At 58.0% G+C, this 19,386-nt stretch carries 18 protein-coding genes and 3 pseudogenes; 6 read left to right on the top strand and 15 right to left on the bottom strand.

Translation table 11 applies throughout. The features are described 5' to 3' along the window. Nucleotides 1-15: 15 nt before the first annotated feature. From ACWPM9_RS05960 to ACWPM9_RS05940, 5 genes and pseudogenes are all read right to left on the bottom strand, one after another. A pseudogene (locus ACWPM9_RS05960) lies at nt 16-781 on the bottom strand (IS5 family transposase). Between the two features lie 59 nt (nt 782-840). Continuing rightward, nucleotides 841-1,017, bottom strand: a complete 177-nt coding sequence (locus tag ACWPM9_RS05955) for a hypothetical protein (RefSeq protein WP_484757081.1) — start codon at nt 1,015-1,017, stop codon at nt 841-843. 20 nt (nt 1,018-1,037) lie between these two features. Beyond that, nucleotides 1,038-2,075, bottom strand: a complete 1,038-nt coding sequence (locus ACWPM9_RS05950) for a hypothetical protein (protein ID WP_484757080.1) — start codon at nt 2,073-2,075, stop codon at nt 1,038-1,040. Nucleotides 2,076-2,266: 191 nt separating this feature from the next. Next, nucleotides 2,267-2,787, bottom strand: a pseudogene (locus ACWPM9_RS05945) (IS5 family transposase); the annotation flags it as partial. A gap of 145 nt (nt 2,788-2,932) precedes the next feature. After that, nucleotides 2,933-3,388 (bottom strand): hypothetical protein, encoded by a 456-nt coding sequence (locus ACWPM9_RS05940; RefSeq protein WP_484757079.1) that lies wholly within the window; start codon nt 3,386-3,388, stop codon nt 2,933-2,935. 402 nt (nt 3,389-3,790) lie between these two features. On the opposite strand from ACWPM9_RS05940, the pseudogene ACWPM9_RS05935 reads away from it, so the two are divergent. Then, nucleotides 3,791-4,225: pseudogene (locus ACWPM9_RS05935) on the top strand (LbetaH domain-containing protein); the annotation flags it as partial. A gap of 36 nt (nt 4,226-4,261) precedes the next feature. On the opposite strand, the gene ACWPM9_RS05930 reads toward ACWPM9_RS05935, so the two are convergent. Then, on the bottom strand, nt 4,262-4,720 hold the full coding sequence (locus ACWPM9_RS05930; protein WP_484757078.1) for a GNAT family N-acetyltransferase: 459 nt from the start codon (nt 4,718-4,720) through the stop codon (nt 4,262-4,264). Nucleotides 4,721-4,920: 200 nt separating this feature from the next. Here ACWPM9_RS05930 and ACWPM9_RS05925 point away from each other — a divergent pair, with 200 nt between their 5' ends. Next, entirely contained in the window at nt 4,921-5,592 is a 672-nt protein-coding gene (locus ACWPM9_RS05925; protein ID WP_484757077.1) for a transglycosylase domain-containing protein, read from the top strand. Between the two features lie 429 nt (nt 5,593-6,021). On the opposite strand, the gene ACWPM9_RS05920 is transcribed toward ACWPM9_RS05925, so the two are convergent. Beyond that, nucleotides 6,022-7,236 (bottom strand): cytochrome P450, encoded by a 1,215-nt coding sequence (locus ACWPM9_RS05920; protein WP_484757076.1) that lies wholly within the window; start codon nt 7,234-7,236, stop codon nt 6,022-6,024. Nucleotides 7,237-7,735: 499 nt separating this feature from the next. On the opposite strand from ACWPM9_RS05920, the gene greA reads away from it, so the two are divergent. Continuing rightward, on the top strand, nt 7,736-8,218 hold the full coding sequence (gene greA / locus ACWPM9_RS05915) for a transcription elongation factor GreA (protein ID WP_484757603.1): 483 nt from the start codon (nt 7,736-7,738) through the stop codon (nt 8,216-8,218). Between the two features lie 53 nt (nt 8,219-8,271). On the opposite strand, the gene ACWPM9_RS05910 is transcribed toward greA, so the two are convergent. After that, nucleotides 8,272-8,925 (bottom strand): TetR/AcrR family transcriptional regulator, encoded by a 654-nt coding sequence (locus ACWPM9_RS05910; protein ID WP_484757075.1) that lies wholly within the window; start codon nt 8,923-8,925, stop codon nt 8,272-8,274. A gap of 133 nt (nt 8,926-9,058) precedes the next feature. Between ACWPM9_RS05910 and ACWPM9_RS05905 the strand changes: the two genes are divergently transcribed. Continuing rightward, the gene (locus tag ACWPM9_RS05905) at nt 9,059-10,273 is read left to right on the top strand and encodes a multidrug effflux MFS transporter (protein ID WP_484757074.1); all 1,215 of its coding nucleotides are present in this window, start codon (nt 9,059-9,061) and stop codon (nt 10,271-10,273) included. A gap of 36 nt (nt 10,274-10,309) precedes the next feature. On the opposite strand, the gene ACWPM9_RS05900 is transcribed toward ACWPM9_RS05905, so the two are convergent. The 4 genes from ACWPM9_RS05900 to ACWPM9_RS05885 are packed head-to-tail and all read right to left on the bottom strand — an operon-like array spanning nt 10,310 to nt 15,384. Continuing rightward, entirely contained in the window at nt 10,310-10,855 is a 546-nt protein-coding gene (locus tag ACWPM9_RS05900; RefSeq protein ID WP_484757073.1) for a sarcosine oxidase subunit gamma, read from the bottom strand. 12 nt (nt 10,856-10,867) lie between these two features. Continuing rightward, complete coding sequence (locus ACWPM9_RS05895; RefSeq protein WP_484757072.1) at nt 10,868-13,825, bottom strand: sarcosine oxidase subunit alpha family protein; 2,958 nt, start codon at nt 13,823-13,825, stop codon at nt 10,868-10,870. Beyond that, nucleotides 13,822-14,103, bottom strand: coding sequence for a sarcosine oxidase subunit delta (locus tag ACWPM9_RS05890; protein ID WP_428188944.1), 282 nt, complete (start codon nt 14,101-14,103; stop codon nt 13,822-13,824). Before ACWPM9_RS05890 ends, ACWPM9_RS05895 begins: the two co-directional genes overlap by 4 nt. Nucleotides 14,104-14,130: 27 nt before the next feature. Further along, entirely contained in the window at nt 14,131-15,384 is a 1,254-nt protein-coding gene (locus ACWPM9_RS05885; RefSeq protein ID WP_484757071.1) for a sarcosine oxidase subunit beta family protein, read from the bottom strand. Nucleotides 15,385-15,663: 279 nt separating this feature from the next. Here ACWPM9_RS05885 and ACWPM9_RS05880 point away from each other — a divergent pair, with 279 nt between their 5' ends. Continuing rightward, on the top strand, nt 15,664-16,704 hold the full coding sequence (locus tag ACWPM9_RS05880) for a DUF2793 domain-containing protein (RefSeq protein ID WP_484757070.1): 1,041 nt from the start codon (nt 15,664-15,666) through the stop codon (nt 16,702-16,704). Between the two features lie 50 nt (nt 16,705-16,754). On the opposite strand, the gene ACWPM9_RS05875 is transcribed toward ACWPM9_RS05880, so the two are convergent. After that, on the bottom strand, nt 16,755-17,483 hold the full coding sequence (locus ACWPM9_RS05875; RefSeq protein WP_484757069.1) for a helix-turn-helix domain-containing protein: 729 nt from the start codon (nt 17,481-17,483) through the stop codon (nt 16,755-16,757). A 415-nt stretch (nt 17,484-17,898) separates the two neighbouring features. On the opposite strand from ACWPM9_RS05875, the gene sciP reads away from it, so the two are divergent. Continuing rightward, the gene (sciP, locus tag ACWPM9_RS05870) at nt 17,899-18,174 is read left to right on the top strand and encodes a CtrA inhibitor SciP (RefSeq protein WP_428188948.1); all 276 of its coding nucleotides are present in this window, start codon (nt 17,899-17,901) and stop codon (nt 18,172-18,174) included. A gap of 12 nt (nt 18,175-18,186) precedes the next feature. Here sciP and ACWPM9_RS05865 read toward each other — a convergent pair whose 3' ends face one another. Both ACWPM9_RS05865 and ACWPM9_RS05860 read right to left on the bottom strand, forming a co-directional pair. After that, entirely contained in the window at nt 18,187-18,642 is a 456-nt protein-coding gene (locus ACWPM9_RS05865; RefSeq protein WP_428188949.1) for a paraquat-inducible protein A, read from the bottom strand. 248 nt (nt 18,643-18,890) lie between these two features. Next, nucleotides 18,891-19,241 (bottom strand): flagellar export protein FliJ, encoded by a 351-nt coding sequence (locus ACWPM9_RS05860; protein ID WP_428188950.1) that lies wholly within the window; start codon nt 19,239-19,241, stop codon nt 18,891-18,893. Between the last annotated feature and the right edge of the window lie 145 nt (nt 19,242-19,386).

The following is a 19,386-nucleotide window of genomic DNA, read 5'->3' as shown; positions in this document are numbered from 1 at the left end:
CATGGCAGCGATCCCCTAGGTCCTGTTGACAAAGTATGGCAGCCATATCTTTACGGCGGCCAGGGCGAGGAAGGCTGAGAAGGATTTTCGTGTCTTGTCGTATCGGGTCGCAACGCGACGGAACTGTTTGAGGCGGTTGAACATCCGCTCGATGCGGTTCCTGTTCTTTTAAGCCCGGAAGTCGCTGGCAGGTGGGTTCTTTCGGTTGGCCTTCGGCGGCCCGTGGATCATAAGCTCCTCGCGCAGGAAATCGCCGTCACAGCCTTTGTCAGCAAGGAACAGCTTCGATTTGCCGAGGGGTATCGCCAGCAGACCAGGAACGGCGTTGTAATCTGAAGTCTCGCCACTCGTCAGGATGAAGCCGAGAGGCCGTCCTTGACCGTCTGCTCGGGCGTGGATTTTCGTCGTAAAGCCGCCGCGTAATCGACCAAAAGCCTCCTGATAAGTCCCCCTTTTGCGCCCGCAGCCTGCGAGTGCCCGCGAACCGTGGTGCTGTCGATCATGTGCTGCCAGTCATCCGTCAGCCGGAGTTCGACAAGCGTTTCAAGGAGAGCATCCCAAACGCCTTGCTCGGCCCAACGGTGGAAGCGCACATAGACCGAATTCACTTACCGTAGCGCTCATGCATATCGCGCCAGGGGCAGCCGACCCGAAGAACATGCAGCATGCCGTTCAGAAACTGCCGATTGTCATGCGCGGGCCGAGACTTCCTGCCGCGTTCGGTGGACAGCAGCCCCTTGATGATCCTCCATTCCATATCCGTAACGTCGCCGCGTGCCAAAACCGCCTCCTAGAAGGCAGTCTTGAATCACGCTTCCGCTGATTTAGGAATCCACTTTGTCAACAGGGCCTAGCCGCAATGTTTTGCATCACGGCATCACCAAGATTGCCGCTATAGAAGAGATACAAGCTTGCAGCGCTGGGTCCACTTGCATCAAGTTGACGTATGATTTCTTGGATCTCATCGATAGAAGAAGCATTTTCAAGGCGTTCAAGCGCGCGGTTGCGGCTCAACATGATCTTCTCGCTAAAATCAATTAAATTATAACTACATCTGCGCGCTTGGAGCTTTTCTCCAAGCGATCATTGCGATATTTCAGCCATGCTATCCGCATTAATTGAATAGCTTGGTCTGCTGTATGTACATCCAGATCTGGCGGAAGCTTTCCCTGCGGTTGTGCGCGGAGACTGAATGGATGCGTCATCATATCCACGCTCACACGTTCAATTGGTTCGCGTGGCTGATCCAAGATAGGATGCACTAGCCGAACCGAACCGAGAGGCTCAACGTCTATTTCGATTTCACGCGACCCGATGCGAACAATCCCGGGAAAGTATCGAGGATACTCTCGATCTTCTTCAGGCAGAGTGATCAGGATTTCAGGCTCTCCAACTACGCGAAAAACATTTCGCCCACTTTCCCTGCCGATAGGGTGGAAATCCACGGCTGAACTCGCAATGCGTTGCAGCGAGAAGCTGGCCGCGTAGTCGGAGAGATGTTCATGTAATTCAACCAGTTGCGATCGTGGTCGACGCCAGTTCTCGTGGATCTTGCCTATGACCGGAATCGCATGGCGACCGAATTTTGTCTGAATGTGGCGATCATAGCTGACCCATCGGTCAAGGTATTCCGTGAGCGGGGTACGTATAAGGTCGGCGATCCTTCCATTGTCGTCATCCCTCAAATCTTGGATAGCGGGATAGTTGATGCCAGTGAAATTGATCTGCTCAATGGCAAGGTTCAGCTGCAACGCTGCCGGCTGCATCAAACCCTTAGGAAGGGGCAGGGATTTCGCGGGGGCTATCTCCTCAATCCAACGAGATATACAGAAGTTAATGAAAACGCGGTTTAGCTTTAGGGTTCCCCAGTGCAGCCAAGGTCCACGCTGCTGACCGCCTGGAGGGGCGTCGCGGAGCAAGAGGAGCTTGGCAGAGTCCAAACTCAAATAGCCGTTCTCATTCTCTGTGTGCCAGATACCCCCTAACGCAGGTGGCTGGTTTGCGTTGCGTGGATCCGGGGCCATCCGTCGGTCGACCGCGGAACGGATCTCATCGACTTCCGAAACAACGCTCATTGACTCTCCTCATGGTCGCCGCTCTCCGGCGGCGGCGAACAAAAATCTTTGATAGCGTTGATAAACATTCGGGAAAACACCTTTTACGGACATCGACAGCCGAGCAATCGGATATCGAGAATTTGGACCAATAAAAAACATCTGCAAGCTGGTGTATAAGAAATTCTCAGATTAGAACTTCTCCCGTCTCAGCCTTTATCGGCGAGGAACAGCCTCGGCTTGCCGATCGGTATCGCCAGCAAGTCAGGAACGGCGTTGTAGTCCGAAGCTTCGCCGCCTGTCAGGACGAAGCCAAGAGGGCGGCCCTGACCGTCTGCTCGGGCGTGGATGTTCGTCGTAAAGCCGCCGCGTGATCGACCAAAAGCCTCCTGATAAGTCCCCCTTTTGCGCCGGCCGCCTACGAATGGCCGCGAACCGTGGTGCTGTCGATCATGTGCTGCCAGTCATCTGTCAGCCCCAGTTCGACGAGGGTCTCAAGGAGGGCGTCCCAAACGCCTTGTTCGGCCCAACGGCGAAAGCGCACATAGACGGAGTTCCATTTACCGTAGCGCTCATGCATGTCGCGCCAAGGGCAGCCGACCCGAAGAACATGCAGCATGCCGTTCAGATATTGCCGATTATCGTGCGCGGGCCTGGACTTCCTCCCCCGTTCAGTGGGCAATAGCCCCTCAATGATCCGCCATTCCGTATCCGTCAGGTCCCCGCGAGCCAAAACCGCCTCCTAAAAGACAGTCTTGAATCATGCTTACGGTGATTTGGGAATCCACTTTGTCAACAGGGCCTAGCGCATTCGAAATGCGGTCATCCAACGATGGCCGTGTCATGTCGCCTTGGCGCCAACTGCGGTCATAGATACTTCATTCCTCGAACCTGTTGGCGACCACAAGTGTGCGGTCTCGGTTTGTGACAAGGTTCACCAAGCCGCCGTTTTTAAAACTGCCCGGATGGATGACGTGTCTTGTGACGGCCTCGAAATCCGGGCCCACAGGTGCGTCCATTCCATACGTTCTACCATTGCCGCGAATTTTTTCACTTTTGAACTCCCACCCGCGCAAGAGCAGATCAAAGTCCGTAGGGTCAATTTTAAAAGCGCAACTGATTATAATGTCTGTGATTGCCCGTGCCGAGCATTCTGTATTTCGCACAGAGGAAGGCAGCTCCGGGAGATTGAGAATAAAGGCAATCCTTGCCGGGTTTTTTAAATGATCTCGGGCATTGATGCGCTGGATGTAAATATATGCAAACGCCGACGCACACACGACTGATATAACGACGGTGCCCGCCAAAATCACACGCGCTCGCAGACTTACCATACTCCTCCCCAGGCTCCCCGACTAACATCAATGCATGTTTTTGAGACTTGCAGGGATCAGCGACGGAAGCAAGCCGCATGTCCGCTTAGGGCCGAACGCGGACATGAGCGGCACAAATTTCAAAGTCGGCTCCGCCGGACAAGCGCCAGTAGGAGACATCATCAATCATGCAACTACCGGCTGGATCGGGGCCGAGAGACGTCTGCCCCTCAACGGCCGAAGCGGTCATTGGGATCCCGTACTTAGGACCTTTTCATCAGAACTATTCATGGTGCGATAAGGGCGGCAAGCTCGATTTGACGGCTTGGCTGCGATATCGTGCGGGCTGTTAGATATTCAAGATTATCCATCGCGCCGAGACTTTCCCGTTGCGCGGCAATTGGCCAGTCAAAAAGGTTCTCCATGTCATTGCTCGATGCGGACGCAATCCACCCAATCACTCTACCTGACGGCAGAGTCTATTCGGACACGGTTTACCTGAAGAACGTCATTGACCATCCGCGCATTGAGGTCGGCGTCTTCAGCTATTTCACGCATTCTGGAACACCGGGAGAAACGGCCCAAATACTGGCACCCTATCTCGGTCACGAATGTTGCGAGCGGCTGGTGATTGGCAAATTTGTGCAGATTGCTCGGGGCAGCTATTTCATAACCAGTTCGGCCAATCATCCAATGACTGGTTTCACGACCTATCCATTTCGGATCTTCAAGCCCGAGACATTTGGCTACAAGGACCTGCCTGTCAGAGACACGGTCGTCGGCCATGACGTGTGGATCGGCCACGACGCAGCTATCATGCCAGGCGTGCGAATTGGTTCGGGCGCAATCGTGGCCGCGGCCAAAACCGGTCATCGTCGCTCCGCTGTGATTGGCTCAGCTCAGGTGTTTTTCCATAAAGAGGCTAAGGGGGTCGGCCGTGTAAGTCCCGAAAGGCTCGATTTCCCGAAATCCATATCCGCGATACAGTTTGATGGCTTCAGGTTGATAGATGCCCGTTTCCAGCCGGATGGCCCGCAGGCGCATTTCGCAGCCTCGAAGAACCAGCTTATCCATCATTTGCTTACTGATTTTAAAGCCGCGTGCACTCGGATCGACGAACATGCGCTTGATCTCTCCCGTCATGTCGCCGGAATCCACTAGGGCGCAGCAACCAACGATCTGTTCGCGTCTTCTCGCAACGAAAAACGTAACATTTGGTTTTTCTAAGGTTGCGAGGTCGAGCGCATGGTTGCTCACTGCGGGATACAATGAGGCCGCATAGGCATCGGACGCCTGCAAAAGCCTGATCACGCCAGCTTGACGCGGGCTCTCGATAGATATTGTGACCATCATGCCAGGCTCCATCAGCAAAAACGTCTCACCCTTATCAAAGGGGTTGGAATGACCGCAATGGGCGCGAAGCGGCGGACGAATGTCGACCCTTTACCGTCATTGGCCGTAGGCGAAATATCCGCGAAATGCCTGAATGTCGCGACAATTGAGTGTCAGTTAACTCTATTATCCTGCCCGGTTGATTTCGAAAGAGATTTCGCATGAGACGCATTTTCAAGTTCGGAGGCCTTTTTTTGGGCCTGCTGGTCGTTTCAGCTTTTCTATACGGTGCAAAAGGATATTGGGACGCTCTGTCCGATGCTCCGCAACTACGTCAGCGCGCAGACGATTTGATAGCTCAGGGACATGGAGGAGACTCCCTTGGTGCGGCGCATCTGGCGATCTTGCTGAAGGTGCAAGACCCAAGCTTCACCAGTCATCCCGGCGTCGATTTTTCAACCCCAGGAGCGGGACTGACAACAATTACGCAGTCGGCTTCCAAGCGCCTCGCGTTCAAGGAATTCCATCCGGGAATCGGCAAGATCCGCCAAACCGGCTACGCGATGGGGCTGGAAAGCCGGCTTTCCAAAGAGCAAATCCTTGCCTTGTGGCTCGACACATTGGAGATGGGGAAAGGCCCGGACGGATGGATGAGAGGCTTTTACAACGCAAGTTCCGCGATTTATGGGCGGCCGCCCGCCGAGCTGAGCAACGCAGAATTCATTCGAATGGTAGCCGTACTTATCGCGCCGGGGTCCTATAAGCTTGAAGAAAGCGACGCTGAACTCGATGGGCGTGTCGCTCGAATTGAACGTCTTGTGGCAGGATCATGTGTGCCTGAAGGATGGAGCGATGTATGGCTTGAGGGCTGCCGGAAGCATTCAGATCGCTAACCAGAATAGCATTGCAGCAGCTGTTAGGAGCTTGAGACATGGCGAATAGCCCCATCTCCCCTTCCGGCCACAAAGCAAAAATATCGCCGCCGGCAAGCTATAGCCGTTGTCAGCTATCGGAGATGACGCGCGCGTCGAGCACGTTAACCGACATGAGAGCGTATCGCACTTTCCGCCGCCCCATCATTGCGCCCCGCATTTACAACTCCCCCTCAACCATCCCCGAGCGCCCAATTGTCCACCGCCTGCACCAAGGAAGAATCCACGGAGACCCCATCGCAGGACGCCCTGCCCGAGCGGAAGATCTGGCATCCTCTTCCTCTTGCGACCGATCATGCATCGAAGGCGGTGTAGAGAGCCCTTTCATCCCGGCCACCCGAGCCGAGGACGACGAGACGCTCGGGCGGTCGTTCTGCCTGCCCCGGTTCTCTACGGTATCCGCACAATCATCGGCGTGATCTGGCGGATGCCGCCAAAGCCCAGCATACGCGGTGCCGTTTCGATCTCGATATCGGGGGCCGCCGCGAGAAGGGCCTTCAGGCTTTCCTCCATTTCGAGGCGCGCCAGCATCTCGCCGATGCAGCGATGCGCCCCGTGACCGAAAACGAGATGCAGGCGAGGATGATCGGTCCGGCGCATGTTGAACACATCGGGCTCGGAATAAAGCTTGGGATCGCGCATGGCGGACATGGTGCTCAGCTGCAGCAGAACGCCGGCCGGCACCCGCGTTCCGCCAATCTGCATCTCGCTCACGGTGAAGCGTGGCACATTGGAGACCGAGGGTTCGAACCGCATGCTTTCGGAGATCGCCTCGGGCACGAGCGCTGGATCTGCATGAAGCGCCGCCCAGTCTTGCGGGCGCTGGCGCAGCAGCGAGACCGTCATGGCAAAGGCGGCACGGGTGGTGTCGCTACCGCCGAGCATCATGGCCAGCACCTGGTTCACCAGACAGTCGAATTCCATCTCCTGGTTGTGCACCCAATCGGCGACCAGTTTCGACAGGAGATCGTCGTTCGGTGCCGTCATCCGCGCCAACATGTGCTCCTTCACATAGGTGAAGACCTCACCGGCCGCCGTCTCGATCCGGGCATGATTGTCGATCGGATAGATCGGTGCCACCGCCTTGGCCATATCGTAGATGCGCGGGGCAAAATAGGAAGCCTCCGCGATCGGCAGGCCGATGATCGAGGCGATCATCTCCGATGGCACGCGGCCTGCCATATGCTCGACAAAGTCGAAGCTCTCGCCCCGCGGCAGGTTGGCAACGATATTGCGCGCCACAGCCTCGATGCCATCGCGCGAGGCACGAATGGCCTGATGGGAAAACGTGCGCGCAAAGGGGCCGCGCTTTGTCCGATGGTCCTGACCGTTGGCAAACAGGAGGACATCGCGCAGGAAGCGGGCCATCGCTCCCTCGGGCACCTGGTGATGCGCAACGTAGTCGCGGCCCTCGACCTGCACGGTGCCGTCATCTTTCAACAGCGGCATCACATCTTCGGCACGAAGAACATAGTAACAGCGATCATTGATCTTGATGACCGGATGTTTCTCGCGCAGTTCCGCAAACCTTGCATGCGGGTCCTCGAGCAGCCAATGCGGGTCGATCAGGGGCGCCTCTGCGGCGATGGGCGAAATCTGGTTCATGGTGTGCGTCCTTCCTGTGTCAGGATCTGAAATGAATGGCGGTTCTCTGCGCGTTGCAGCGCCGCGAAATTCCGGTTCGCCTTGCAAGCACGCTCGGCCCGCAAAACGGTCTCGATGTCTCTCGCCAACCTGGCGACAAGGCCGAATGAGGCGCTGTGTCGGGCATGACAGACCGAATGCATTGTCTTAGAATGTCGGCACGCAGCAGAGCCTATGGTTGATCCGCCCTCTTCCGTCAGGCCGACCGTATCCCATGGATACTGCTGCGGCGCGGGAGCACTCGATATTTGCCAATCGTTGTAGCGAGCGTGGTACTTTTCTCGGCCGACGTGCATTGAGATGCGCAACTGCGACCGACCGCGCAACGCGCAAGAGCCATGGCGCGTTGAATTCCATGAAGATGCTGCCCGTCGACTGGCTGACCGCGCCCCTTTTCGAGCGGGCCGTTTGCGCCTACATTCTCACCAGATCTGCAATCTCAGTCACGGGAGCACCCGCATTGTCCGTCGCCTTCACCAAGGAAGAATCCTCAGAGACCGCATCGGAAACCATTCTCCCCGAGCGGGTGATTTCCGCGCAGCCCAATCTGGTGACGGAGAGCGGGTTGAAGGCGCTGGAGGCGGAACTGGCGGTCGCGCGCGAGGCCTATGCTGCGGGCAATCTGATCGAGGATGTCAACGACAAGCGTCGCCAGACGGCAGGTCCGGCCCGCGATATCCGCTATCTGGTGGAGCGCATCCGCACCGCCGATCTGCAGCCGGCGCCGGCAAGCAACGATATCGTCGCCTTCGGCTCCACCGTGCGCTTCGAGCGCGAGGACGGACGCGTGCAGACGTTCCGCATTGTCGGCGAGGACGAGGCCGATCCGAAATCCGGCACCGTCTCCTGGGTCTCTCCCCTCGCCCGGGTCCTGCTCGGCAAGGCACCCGGCGATCTGGCGATGCTGGGCAATGAGGAACTGGAAATCCAGAAGATCACATAGAAACGCCACGGCCAGCCGCGATCCACGCGACTGCCGCACTCGAACCCGCGCCCTCAGTCTGAGACGCCGGCGCCGAAAAGCCCGATCATCACCATGCTTGCCATCTCCACCCGTCGCTCCAGCTCGTCGCGCATGGTGTCGATATTCTGGTTCAGCATCAATGCCTTCAGATGCAGACTTCCAAGGATGAGGCCAAGAAACATATCGGCCAGAAGATCGGGATCGATGGCGGGTGGGTGATCGGCTCCGGTCAACAGTCCACGCTGCAGTTCAGTGGCAACATAGATCTGGGTCTTGTCCACACACTCGCTGTAGAAACGCTCGGAAAGCTCCGGCGTCTTGGTGGCCTCCGATATCACAAGGCGGGTCAGCGCCACCTGCCGTGGCGACAGGATGAAGGCACCGAGTTCTTCGAGCATGCGGCGAAGACGCTGCACCGGCGTTGCATCCCCTATCGACATCACCACCTCATCGATGGGCAGGAGATCATGGCTGTCGACCAGTGCGCCAAACAACGCACCCTTGTCGGGAAAATGTTTGTAGACCGATTTCTTCGCCATGCCGGCGGCCCGGGCGATCTCTTCCATGGTCGCATCGCCATAGCCCATGCTATCGAAAACGCGCTCCGCCGCATTGAGGATCGCGGTCTTGCGCGCCTCCTCCGACAGGCTTGGAGGGCGCCCCGCCGTAACCGTACTGCCGTCCATCCCAGTCATTCCTTCTTAACCGCGTTGTCGACAAGTCCATTGACAAATCGAAACGAATGCGTTTCCTAATGCAATAAAGAAACGATATCGTTTCCTTGTTATCGTTGCAAGCCGTCTCTGAAGGAGCAGAACCGTGGAACAGACCAGCCCTCCGAAAACCCTGCCTATTGCCATCGCGCTCGGCTCGCTCTGCGCGCTCGGCCCCTTCTCCACCGACATGCATGTATCGGCCATGCCGCAGATGGCCGAGGATCTGGCGACCTCTGCCGCCACGATCCAGATGACCATGATGACCTATTTCTGCGGTTTCACCATCGGCCAGCTGTTTTATGGTCCCGCCTCCGACGCGCTCGGTCGCAAGCCGGTCATCTTCTTTGCCCTTGCCGTCTTTCTGGCCGGCACCATCGGCTGCGTGCTCTCGGTCACCCCCAATCAGATGCTCGCCTTCCGCTTCCTCCAGGGCTGTGGCGGCTCCATCGGCATGGTCATCGCCACCGCCACCATCCGCGATCTCTTCAGCGGCATAAAGGCGGCCAGGTTGATGTCGCTGGTTATCCTGGTCCTCGGCCTTGCTCCGGTGATCGCCCCGCTGGCCGGCAGCATGCTGCTGACATTTTCCACCTGGCGCGTGATCTTCATGGTCATGGGATTGCTGTGCCTTGTCGTGGCAACGCTGGTCGTCGTTCTGCTGCCTGAAACACGCATGCCGGCGCTACGCGCCACCAGCCAGCCCTCCAGGGCCATCCACTGGTATGCAAAGCTTCTCTTCACCCGAAGCTTCATTCCCTATGCCGGCGCGCTGGCCTTCGCACAAGGGGGCTTTTTTGCCTATATCGCCGGCTCGTCCTTCGTGCTCATCAATGTCTACGGTCTGAGCCCCATCACCTTCTCGGTCATTTTCGCGCTCAACGCTCTGGGCATCGGCATAGGTACACAGGTCTCCACCCGTTTCGGCGAGAAGATCGGGCTTAAGAATGTCGTGAGAATGTCCTCGCTGATCTTTGCAGGCGCCGCCATCCTGCTGGTCGGCATGGAACTGCTGCATATCGGCACGGTCTATTCCGTCTGCATCCTGCTGTTTATCGCCGTGATCGGTGTCGGTGGCATGATGCCCTCCTGCAATGTTCTTGCCATGGAAAGCCAGGGCCACATCGCCGGCACGGCAGCCGCCCTCTCCGGCGCGCTTGGCTTTGGCGCAGGTGCCCTGTCGAGCCTCGGCATCGGCCTGCTGGAAGACGGCACCGCACTGCCCATGCTGATGATCATCGCCATCAGCGCCATCGGCGCAACACTGGTCGCCCATCTCGCCTTCGGCGATCAGGAAGCAAGCGCTGCTACCCAGTCGTAATGACAAGGGCGGGCAATCCAGGCAAGGATGTCCGCCCTAGCCCGCAAAGCCGGCCGTCATGGCAAATTCCCGGCCCATTTCCACGATTTCGTCGAACACATAGCCGGCATAGGAGCGCATGACGGTAATCTCGAATTCATCGACGCCGGTGCGCGCCAGATTGGCCGGCGTGTGACAGCACAGTGTATTGGCAGAGCCGCCAAGGTCGAACTGGTCCGGATCAAGATCCAAACCCGCACATTTCGCCAGAACATTGCGCACCCGCGGGCCTGAAAGCCGCATCACCACACGGCCCTCGCTCTGGTCGACAAAGGACAGTTGACCCGACAGCAAAGCCAGGTCGCGGATCAGGGTTTCGGGCGCAATCGATTCCGACACCAGCAGCCATTCGCCGGGACCGCAAAAGCGCACCGATACCTCGGCGATTTCGGCCAGCGCCTCCTCCACCGAGCTCTCGTGACCGGCATGCGCCAGTACGGAAAACACCAGCGGCCGCTTCAGGATCGCCAGATGATGCGGATTGGGCGTGCCGGCAAATCCGGCGATATAGTCGTCCAGCGCGTGGGCGTGAGAAAATGACATGGGCAGCACTCCTTACACCTTCAGCTTCTTGTTGTCGGGGTCGATAAAGACCGGCGAGCAGACTTCCGCCAGCACCTCCGACCCGCGCAAACCGTCCCAGACCACGACTTTTTCGCCCATGCGCTCACGCCCGGATTTCAGGAAGCCAAGGCCGATCGTGTGGCCGAGCATGGGCGAAAAGCAGACGGATGACACCCAGCCCTGATCATTTGTCATCGAGGGCTTTGCCCCCTCTTTGAGAATATGCGCGCCGGCCTTGAAGTGCTGATCGTGCTCGACCGGTTTCAGGCCCACAAGCTGCGCCCGGTCGGCGGCAGTCAGTCCGAAGCGGCTGGAGAGGCGTTTGCCGATGAAATCCGGTTTCTGACCGGCAAACATGGCGCCAAGCCCCAGATCGTCCGGCGTGGTACGTCCGTCGATTTCGGCATGGGTCACGAACCCCTTCTCGATACGCATGACATTGAGCGCCTCCACACCGTAAGCGCAGATGCCGTGCTCCTTGCCGGCGACCATGATCGCATCGGCGACCGCCTCGCCGTAACCGGCCGGAACGCCCAGTTCATAGGCCAGCTCGCCGGAAAAGGAGATACGGTAGAGACGTGCGGAAAGCCCGCCCTTCAGGGTTACCTCTTGCGCCGCCAGAAACGGTACCGCCTCGTTGGACACATCGTCTTCAACGATCCGGTCAAGGATCACCCGCGCTTTCGGCCCAACCAGCGACATCTGCGCCCATTGGTCGGAGGCAGACACCATGCGCACATCCAGATCCGGGAAAAGCGCCTGCGCTGCAAATTCCAGATGGGTCATCACCTCGCCGGCAGCAGCCGTAGTGGTGGTGATGAAGAAATGATCCTCGGCAAAACGGCTGGCGGTGCCGTCGTCCATCACAATCCCGTCTTCCCTCAGCATCAGCCCGTAACGCGCCTTGCCGACCGGAAGCTTGAGGAACCCGTTGGAATAGACCCGGTTGAGAAATTCGGCGGCGTCCGGGCCAAATACTTCGATCTTGCCGAGCGTCGAAACATCGCAAAGCCCGGCATGGGCACGCACGCATTTGACCTCGCGGTCCACCGTTTCGCGCCAGCCGCTCTCGCCGTCCCTTGGAAAATAAGAGGATCGATACCAGAGCCCGGCTTCAACGAACACGGCGCCGTTTTTCTTCGCCCAGCCATGCAGCGGCGATTGCCTGACCGGCCTTGAATGCTCGCCCCGGCTGGTGCCCGTCAGCGCACCGAAGGAGACAGGTGTGTAAAAGGGGCGGAAGGTGGTCGTGCCGATCTCGGCGGGTGAAACCCCGCGCATGCCGGCCATGATGCCGGCCATGTTGATATTGCCAAGTTTTCCCTGATCGGTCGCCATGCCGGCCGTGGTGTAGCGCTTGGTGTGCTCCACATGACCGAAGGCCTCGCGCTGGGCAAGCGCCAGATCCCTGACCGAGACATCGTTCTGGAAGTCCACAAAGGCCTTGCCCCTGGAGCCCTGCACATACCAGAGCGGGGCAAAGTCGGCGTCATAGTCGCCCTCGACATCCGGAATTTCGACCATGCCGGTGATCCGGCCCATGGCCTCGACCGCCAGATGGGCTTTCTCCGCCCCATCCTTCAGGCAGGCAGCGATGGATGAAAGCCCGGCAGCCGATCCGGCGGCCGCAAATTGCTGTCCGACATCCGGCGCCATGAAGGCCTGATGCGCGTCCGACCATTTTGGCTTTGCCCCGCGCTGGCAGGCCAGATGCACCACCGGGCTGAACCCGCCAGACATCAAAAGCGCGTCGCAATCGATTGCCTCCTCATAGCCGGAGCGTTCAACCAGAATCCCCGACAACCGCTGACGTCCCTTGGTGGAGGTCACCCCCGCACCGGAAATCACCCGCACAGCGGAAGGCGCGGTATTGGCAGCACCGGGTCGACTGTCGATCAGGGCTGCAACCTCGACACCGGCATCCGTCAGATCCGCCGCTGCCCTATAACCCGCACCGCCATTGGTAAAGACCGCAACCTTTTCGCCGACACTCACCCCGTAACGGTTGAGATAGCTGCGCCCGGCACTGGCCATCATCACGCCCGGCCTGTCATTGCCACCGAACACCAGCGGACGTTCTTCAGCACCCGTCGCCATGATGGCGCGCTTGGCAACAATGCGCCACAGCCGCTCCACCGGCAAATCGGGCGATGGCTGGGCCACGTGTTTTTGCACTTTTTCAAGCGCGCCGAAGACATTGTCGTCATACCAGCCGAAGACCGTGCTGCGCGGCATCAGCGTCACATTGTCGAAGCTCTTCAACTCCTCCACCGTGCGCTCGGCAAACGCGGCGGCGGCAATGCCGTCGATGGAAATCTTCTCCGACAGAAGCGATCCACCGAGGCGAAAACCTTCATCCGCCAGAATGACCCGCAACCCGGCGCGCGCCGCGCAAAGGGCTGCCATCAGTCCGGTCGGCCCGGCGCCGATCACCAGCAGGTCGCAATGGGCCCAGGCTTTCTCGTAGCGATCCGGATCGGCCTCCATCACGGCCCGGCCGAGACCGGCCGCCTTGCGGATCAGCGGTTCATAAACCTTTTCCCAGAACGCCGCAGGCCACATGAAGGTCTTGTAGTAAAAACCGGCCGACAGAAAGGGCGACAAAAGCTGATTGACGGAACCGACATCATATTTGAGCGAAGGCCAGCGGTTCTGGCTGACCGCCGTCATGCCGTGATAAAGCTCGGCAACGGTTGCCCGCGTATTGGGCTCGCTGCGGGCACCGGTGCCGATACCAACCAGGGCATTGGGCTCTGCGGAACCGGCGGTTACAATGCCGCGCGGGCGATGATATTTGAAGGAACGCCCCACCAGCATCTGGTCGTTGGCGAGCAGAGCCGAGGCCAGCGTGTCGCCCTCGAAGCCACGCATTTCCTTGCCGTCAAAGGTGAAGGTGAAGGTGCGCCCACGATTAACAATGCCACCGGACGACAGACGGGAAGCGCTCATCGTCCAGCCTCCCTGGCAAGCTTGGCAGCATCGCTGACGGCATAGACCTCATGGCTTGCCGCATTGTCGCGCTCGACCACCAGCCAGCGTCGGCAGCCGCCGGTATGGTGCCAGTGTTCCACAACACGCCCCTTGGGATTATCGCGCACAAACACATATTCATACCAGGCATCGTCGCTGGCAGACGCATCGGGACGCAGCGGCGTGGCATCGCCGCGAATGGAGAATTCTTCCTTGGGACGGACCCCGCAATGGGGACAATGGATCAGGCTGGCCATGAATTATGTCTCAATGCAAACAGGAGCTTAATGAAGGTTCGGCTGTGGACCGTGGCCGGTCTCGTCGATCTGGAAACCGCGACGGAAACGATCGAGCCGCAAGAAGCGCGCCACCTGATGCGTTTCGTCCTTGGCGATCAGATGGGCAAAGCAGAAGCCGGATGCAGGCGTTGCCTTGAAGCCCCCATAGCACCAGCCGCAATTCAGGTAGAGATTGTCGATCGACGTCTTGTCGATGATCGGCGATCCATCCATCGACATGTCCATGACACCGCCCCAGGCGCGAAGCACCCGAAGCCGTGACAGGCCGGGGATCATGGCGACACCTTCCTCGATCGTGTGTTCCACCGTCTCCAGATTGCCACGCTGGGCATAGGACGAATAATAATCGAGATTGGCACCGAACACCAAGCCGCCCTTGTCGGACTGCGAGATATAGAAGTGGCCGGCCCCATAGGTGACCACATTGTCGAGCACCGGCTTGATGCCTTCCGACACGAAGGCCTGCAACACATGGGTCTCGATCGGCAAGTCCAGACCGGCCATCTTGCCCGTGACGGAGGTGTGGCCGGCCGTTGCCAACGCCAGCTTGTTGCAGCCGATATAACCCTTGCTGGTCTCCACGCCCTCCACCCGGCCCTCGGCGTCGCGGCGAATGCCGGTCACCTCGCAATGCTGGATGATATCGACACCGCGGCTGTCCGCACCGCGACCATAGCCCCAGGCGACCGCATCGTGACGCGCCGTGCCCGCACGTTTCTGCAACAACCCGCCCATGATGGGGAAGCGCGCATGGTCGAAATTGAGATAGGGCATCATCTTCCTGACCTGCTCGCGGTCGAGCAGGTCTGCATCGACGCCATGCATGCGCATGGCATTGCCGCGCCGTGCATAGGCGTCGCGCTGGCCGTCGGAATGATAGAGATTGATGATGCCCCGCTGGCTCATCATGGCATTATAGTTGAAATCCTGCTCCATGCCCTCCCAGAGCTTCAGCGAAAATTCATAGAAGGGCTCATTGCCCTCCAGCATGTAGTTGGAACGCACAATGGTGGTGTTTCGACCGATATTGCCGGAGCCGAGATAGCCCTTTTCCAGTACCGCCACATTGGTGATGCCGAATTCCTTGGCAAGATAATAGGCGGTTGAAAGACCATGCCCCCCGCCGCCCACGATAATCACATCGTAATGCGGCTTTGGCTCCGGCTCCCGCCAGGCGGGCTTCCAGTGCCGGTTGCCGGAAAAGCCGTTCTTCAAAATGGAAAGGGCTGAATATCGCATAAGGGTATCCCGTAAAGACGTGGCGACAGATTGGCATATGCGGCTGAAAGAGCAAGCGGATACGGGACAGAAATCTGCCCATATGCGACATCGTCCAATCGAACCCGTTCACATTGTCCTGATTGCCCTTATCGCCGAAAACAGCGCCGAATCTGTGGAAGAAAATCGCGGAAAATCCAGCAATTTCAACAAATGCGACATCATTTTTTCCACACCTTCCAAAACCGGGTGACAATAGCGTCATGGCCCAGAGAGGCAGCGAACCATTAGGAGACGGATATGAGCGACGAAACCAACAATCTCGAACTGCCCTACATCCTGCCGGCACAGGCACAAAAGCATGTCACCCATAACGAGGCGCTTCAGCGACTGGACGCGATAGTGCAGCTTACGATCGCGGATATGCTTGGGGAGCCGCCCGAAGACCCGGGCGAAGGCCAATGCTTTGGCGTGGCTGAGGACGCGACCGGCGAATGGAGCGGCCGCGACGGCAAGCTCGCCTGCTGGCAGGATGGGGCCTGGAACTTTATCACCCCAAAACCGGGTTGGTTGGCGTTCGACCATAGCGCCGGACATGTGAAATCGTTTGACGACGGTGCATGGCAAGATTTCCCCCTGCCCTTAACAGCCAGCTTCGAAAAGCTGGGGATCAACGCGACCGCCGACGATTACAACCGGCTGTCATTATCGGCCCATGCGAGCCTGCTCACCCATGCGGGCAACGGTCATCAATTGAAGATCAACAAACAATCCACAGGCGATACCGCCTCACTACTGTTTCAAACCGACTGGCAGGGGCGAGCGGAATTCGGGACCGCTGGCGAAGACAGGTTTTCGATCAAGGTCAGCGCCGACGGCATATCCTGGGCGACGGCACTTGTGGCCTCCCCAGGCGGGATCGTCGACCTGCCCAATCGTCCGCTGACACGCGCATCCAGAACTGCAGCAGCCGTGACGCCTGCGGATGGCAGTCAGACAGGTTTTCAGTCACTGAGCGTCGCGCAAGGCGGTTTTGCCTTGGGTGCCGCGGTTCCGTCCGGCACGGGCAATCGCCTGGATATACCCGCAGGCGGTCTCTACCTCATCTGCCTCAACCTCGCGGTCAATTCATCCACCAGCCATGAGGCCCGGGTGCTGAAAAACGGCAGCACGACGCTTGCCCGCATTGCCGGCCACAATAGCGGCGGACCGCGATGTCATCAGTCGGTAACCGCCATCGTCGAGCTCGCGGCCGGCGACTGGCTCTGCCTCGAACATTCAGGCGATGCGGAGATCGAATTCGGGCCAGGCTACACGGAACTCAGCCTCATCAGGCTCTAGAGTCCATCATCAGCCCATGCGGTCGAAATCTTGGACAAAAGTGCGTCCGGCTAGAGCAACCGGAAGCGACAGGCACGTGCCACGGCCTGCATGCGATTGACAGAGTCCAGCTTGCGCATCGCGCTTTTCAGGTAGCTGACCACGGTGTGGCTGGAGATGTTGAGGATCAAGGCGATTTCCTCGCTGCTCTTGCCCGCCGCCGACCAGCGCAGACATTCGAGTTCACGCCCGGATAACCGTTCGCGCGGCCCTTCGGGACGATACTCATCGAAGCGCGTATCGATCAATTCCATGGTGGAAAAGTAGATTTCCCGGATCTCCGCCTGGGGCATTTCCTTACGGTTTCCGGAAAAAACGAACACATAGTGGTTCAAATCGGCACTGTGGATAGAGAAAACGAGATTGGAACTCATGCCGCGCCCGGCAAAAATTGCCTCCACATTTTCCTTGGTCGACGAGGACTGTGCGTCACCAAAGACGCAACCGTCGACCAGCGTGGGGCGAATGCCGGATTTAAGCAGCGCGATCAGTTTGCTGAAGCCGAAAACATCCACCGAACCATAGGATTCACGAAGATCCTCGGGCCAGTTGCTCAAGAGTAGATTGGCGCTGAATTCGGGCATGTCGCCCTTGGGAAAACGCGTGACAAGAAACGCACCCATTCCATGGCGACAGGCAAGCGCCTCGAAGGCCGAATAAAGCCCACGATCATCGTCTTCTGCATTGAATATATTGTCAGAATCCAGTTGGCGCTGCAGTCCGTCAGAAGAATAATACATGGAACTTCCTTGCATGGGCGTCTTGCCCCGTGATCGACGAGCCGGATCTTTCATGCCATTCCGGCCACGATGACGCTAAACAAACGCCCACGCGCGCCCGCAGTCGTAGACTGAAGATGCGGCAGCTGAAGAATTGATCCATAGGCAAAACAAGCTGCCCCGAGAGGCGCGCGAGTATTTCTAAAGTCTTTTTCGCACATATTCGAAACCGATAATAATACTAATTCAGCATGACTCCTATGCATCCGTTACAAGTTTACGTTGGGGAAGGACACGGCTGCTTTGAGAAAGCCTTTCGTCCGGGTTAATCAAATAGAGACATTTATTATCAAATTGTTACGAGGAGCTTAGGCAAATTTTAAAGGTCGCGAGCTAGGATTGCGGAGTGTGGTCTTGTGTATGTGTAGAGAGTCCAATGACCGAATTGATACGACCTCGAGTTAAATATGTTATCGGCCCCGATGGCAGCCCGTTGACGATTGCTGATCTGCCGCCGGCCAATACCCGTCGCTGGGTCATTCGCCGCAAGGCTGAAGTCGTCGCGGCCGTCCGCGGAGGTCTTTTGAGCCTTGAAGAAGCTTGTGAGCGATATACTCTGACCGTGGAGGAATTCCTCTCATGGCAGTCTTCGATCAGCGACCATGGTCTTCCGGGCCTGCGCACCACACGCATCCAGCAATACCGTCACTAAAAGATCCCTTCCCTATTGCCGGGGCTTGCGCATCATTGCTTGCAGCAGCCCCGCAATAAGAGACGATCCTGCGTAGAACCAGAGACCAGGCTGCGTGAAAGCGCTCGCCAGGCCACTGGTCTTTGCTGCGAATATGACGATGGCAACCAGCATCACATCCATCATGGACCACCGTGTGAGATGGGGAACCAGACGTCCAAGCAGCCCATCGCCGCCTCTGTCGGCGGCGGGCGCGATGGCCTCTGCCGTCAGGGCAACCAGCTTGAAGATCGGCAGAACGACGGAAAACAATCCGACCAGGAATGCAAGGAACGCATCGCCCTCCTGCCAAAGACTGGCGATAATCCCCGCAAGCGATGGCGCGTCGGAAAAGAAATACAGCGTTTCAAACCGCAGCAATGGCAGGCTAAGCCCGAGCGCGAGACAAAATCCCGCCGATGCCAGCAAGGCGGCCCTCACCCAAATCATCTGAAATGAACTCCTGTCCGATTGTCGGTTCCCGCAAAGCGTGAGCTAAGGATCGAATGGGACCGATCTTTGCCGTGAAATCGGAAAAAAGAAAACCCGCCTGGGCAAAACGCGCTTCTCGTCGGCCGATGAGGAGGACGCCCAAATTGCACCCAAGCGAAAAAGGCCCGTTGCTCTGGCAATTTGCCAGCAAAAACGTGCCGTTCCCCACTCAGTTTAGGGCCGCAGCTTGCGGCCCCGGATTGTTTTTAGGCGCGAAGGCGCTGCTGACCGTTGCGCTCTTCCAGCGCCGCAGCCTTTTCATATTCGGCTTCGGCTTCCTCGAGCGACAATTCGGCGGCGTCCTGCTGGACTTTCAATTCGCGAATTGAAACCTGCAGATTGTCGGCACGCTGGCGTGCTGCCTTTGCGAAAGTTGGGTAAGCGAAGTGGCTTGGATCAGAAATTCCAGATTTCTTTTCCTCGATGGAGATCTGGTTTTCCAGCTCCTTCGCCATTCGATCGAATTCGGACATCATCGTCTGCAACTGCTGCAGCTGGCGACGCTTTTCAGTTACCTGAAATTCCTTCAGGCGAACTAGGCTCTCACGCGACTTCATACGCAATACTCCGGTGATGCGAGACCTCCCGCCGTCACAGTTTACTCACTCTCCCACACCACCCGGACGAATCACTTGTCCCTAAAAAAGTCGGCGGTGTTAACGAAAAACTACCGTTGGTAACTTTTCATTTACGGGCATCGTT

Source organism: Agrobacterium sp. H141, assembly GCF_057158725.1.
The sequence above is the reverse complement of the archived record's forward strand: the minus strand, read 5'-3'. Positions and strand labels throughout refer to the sequence as shown.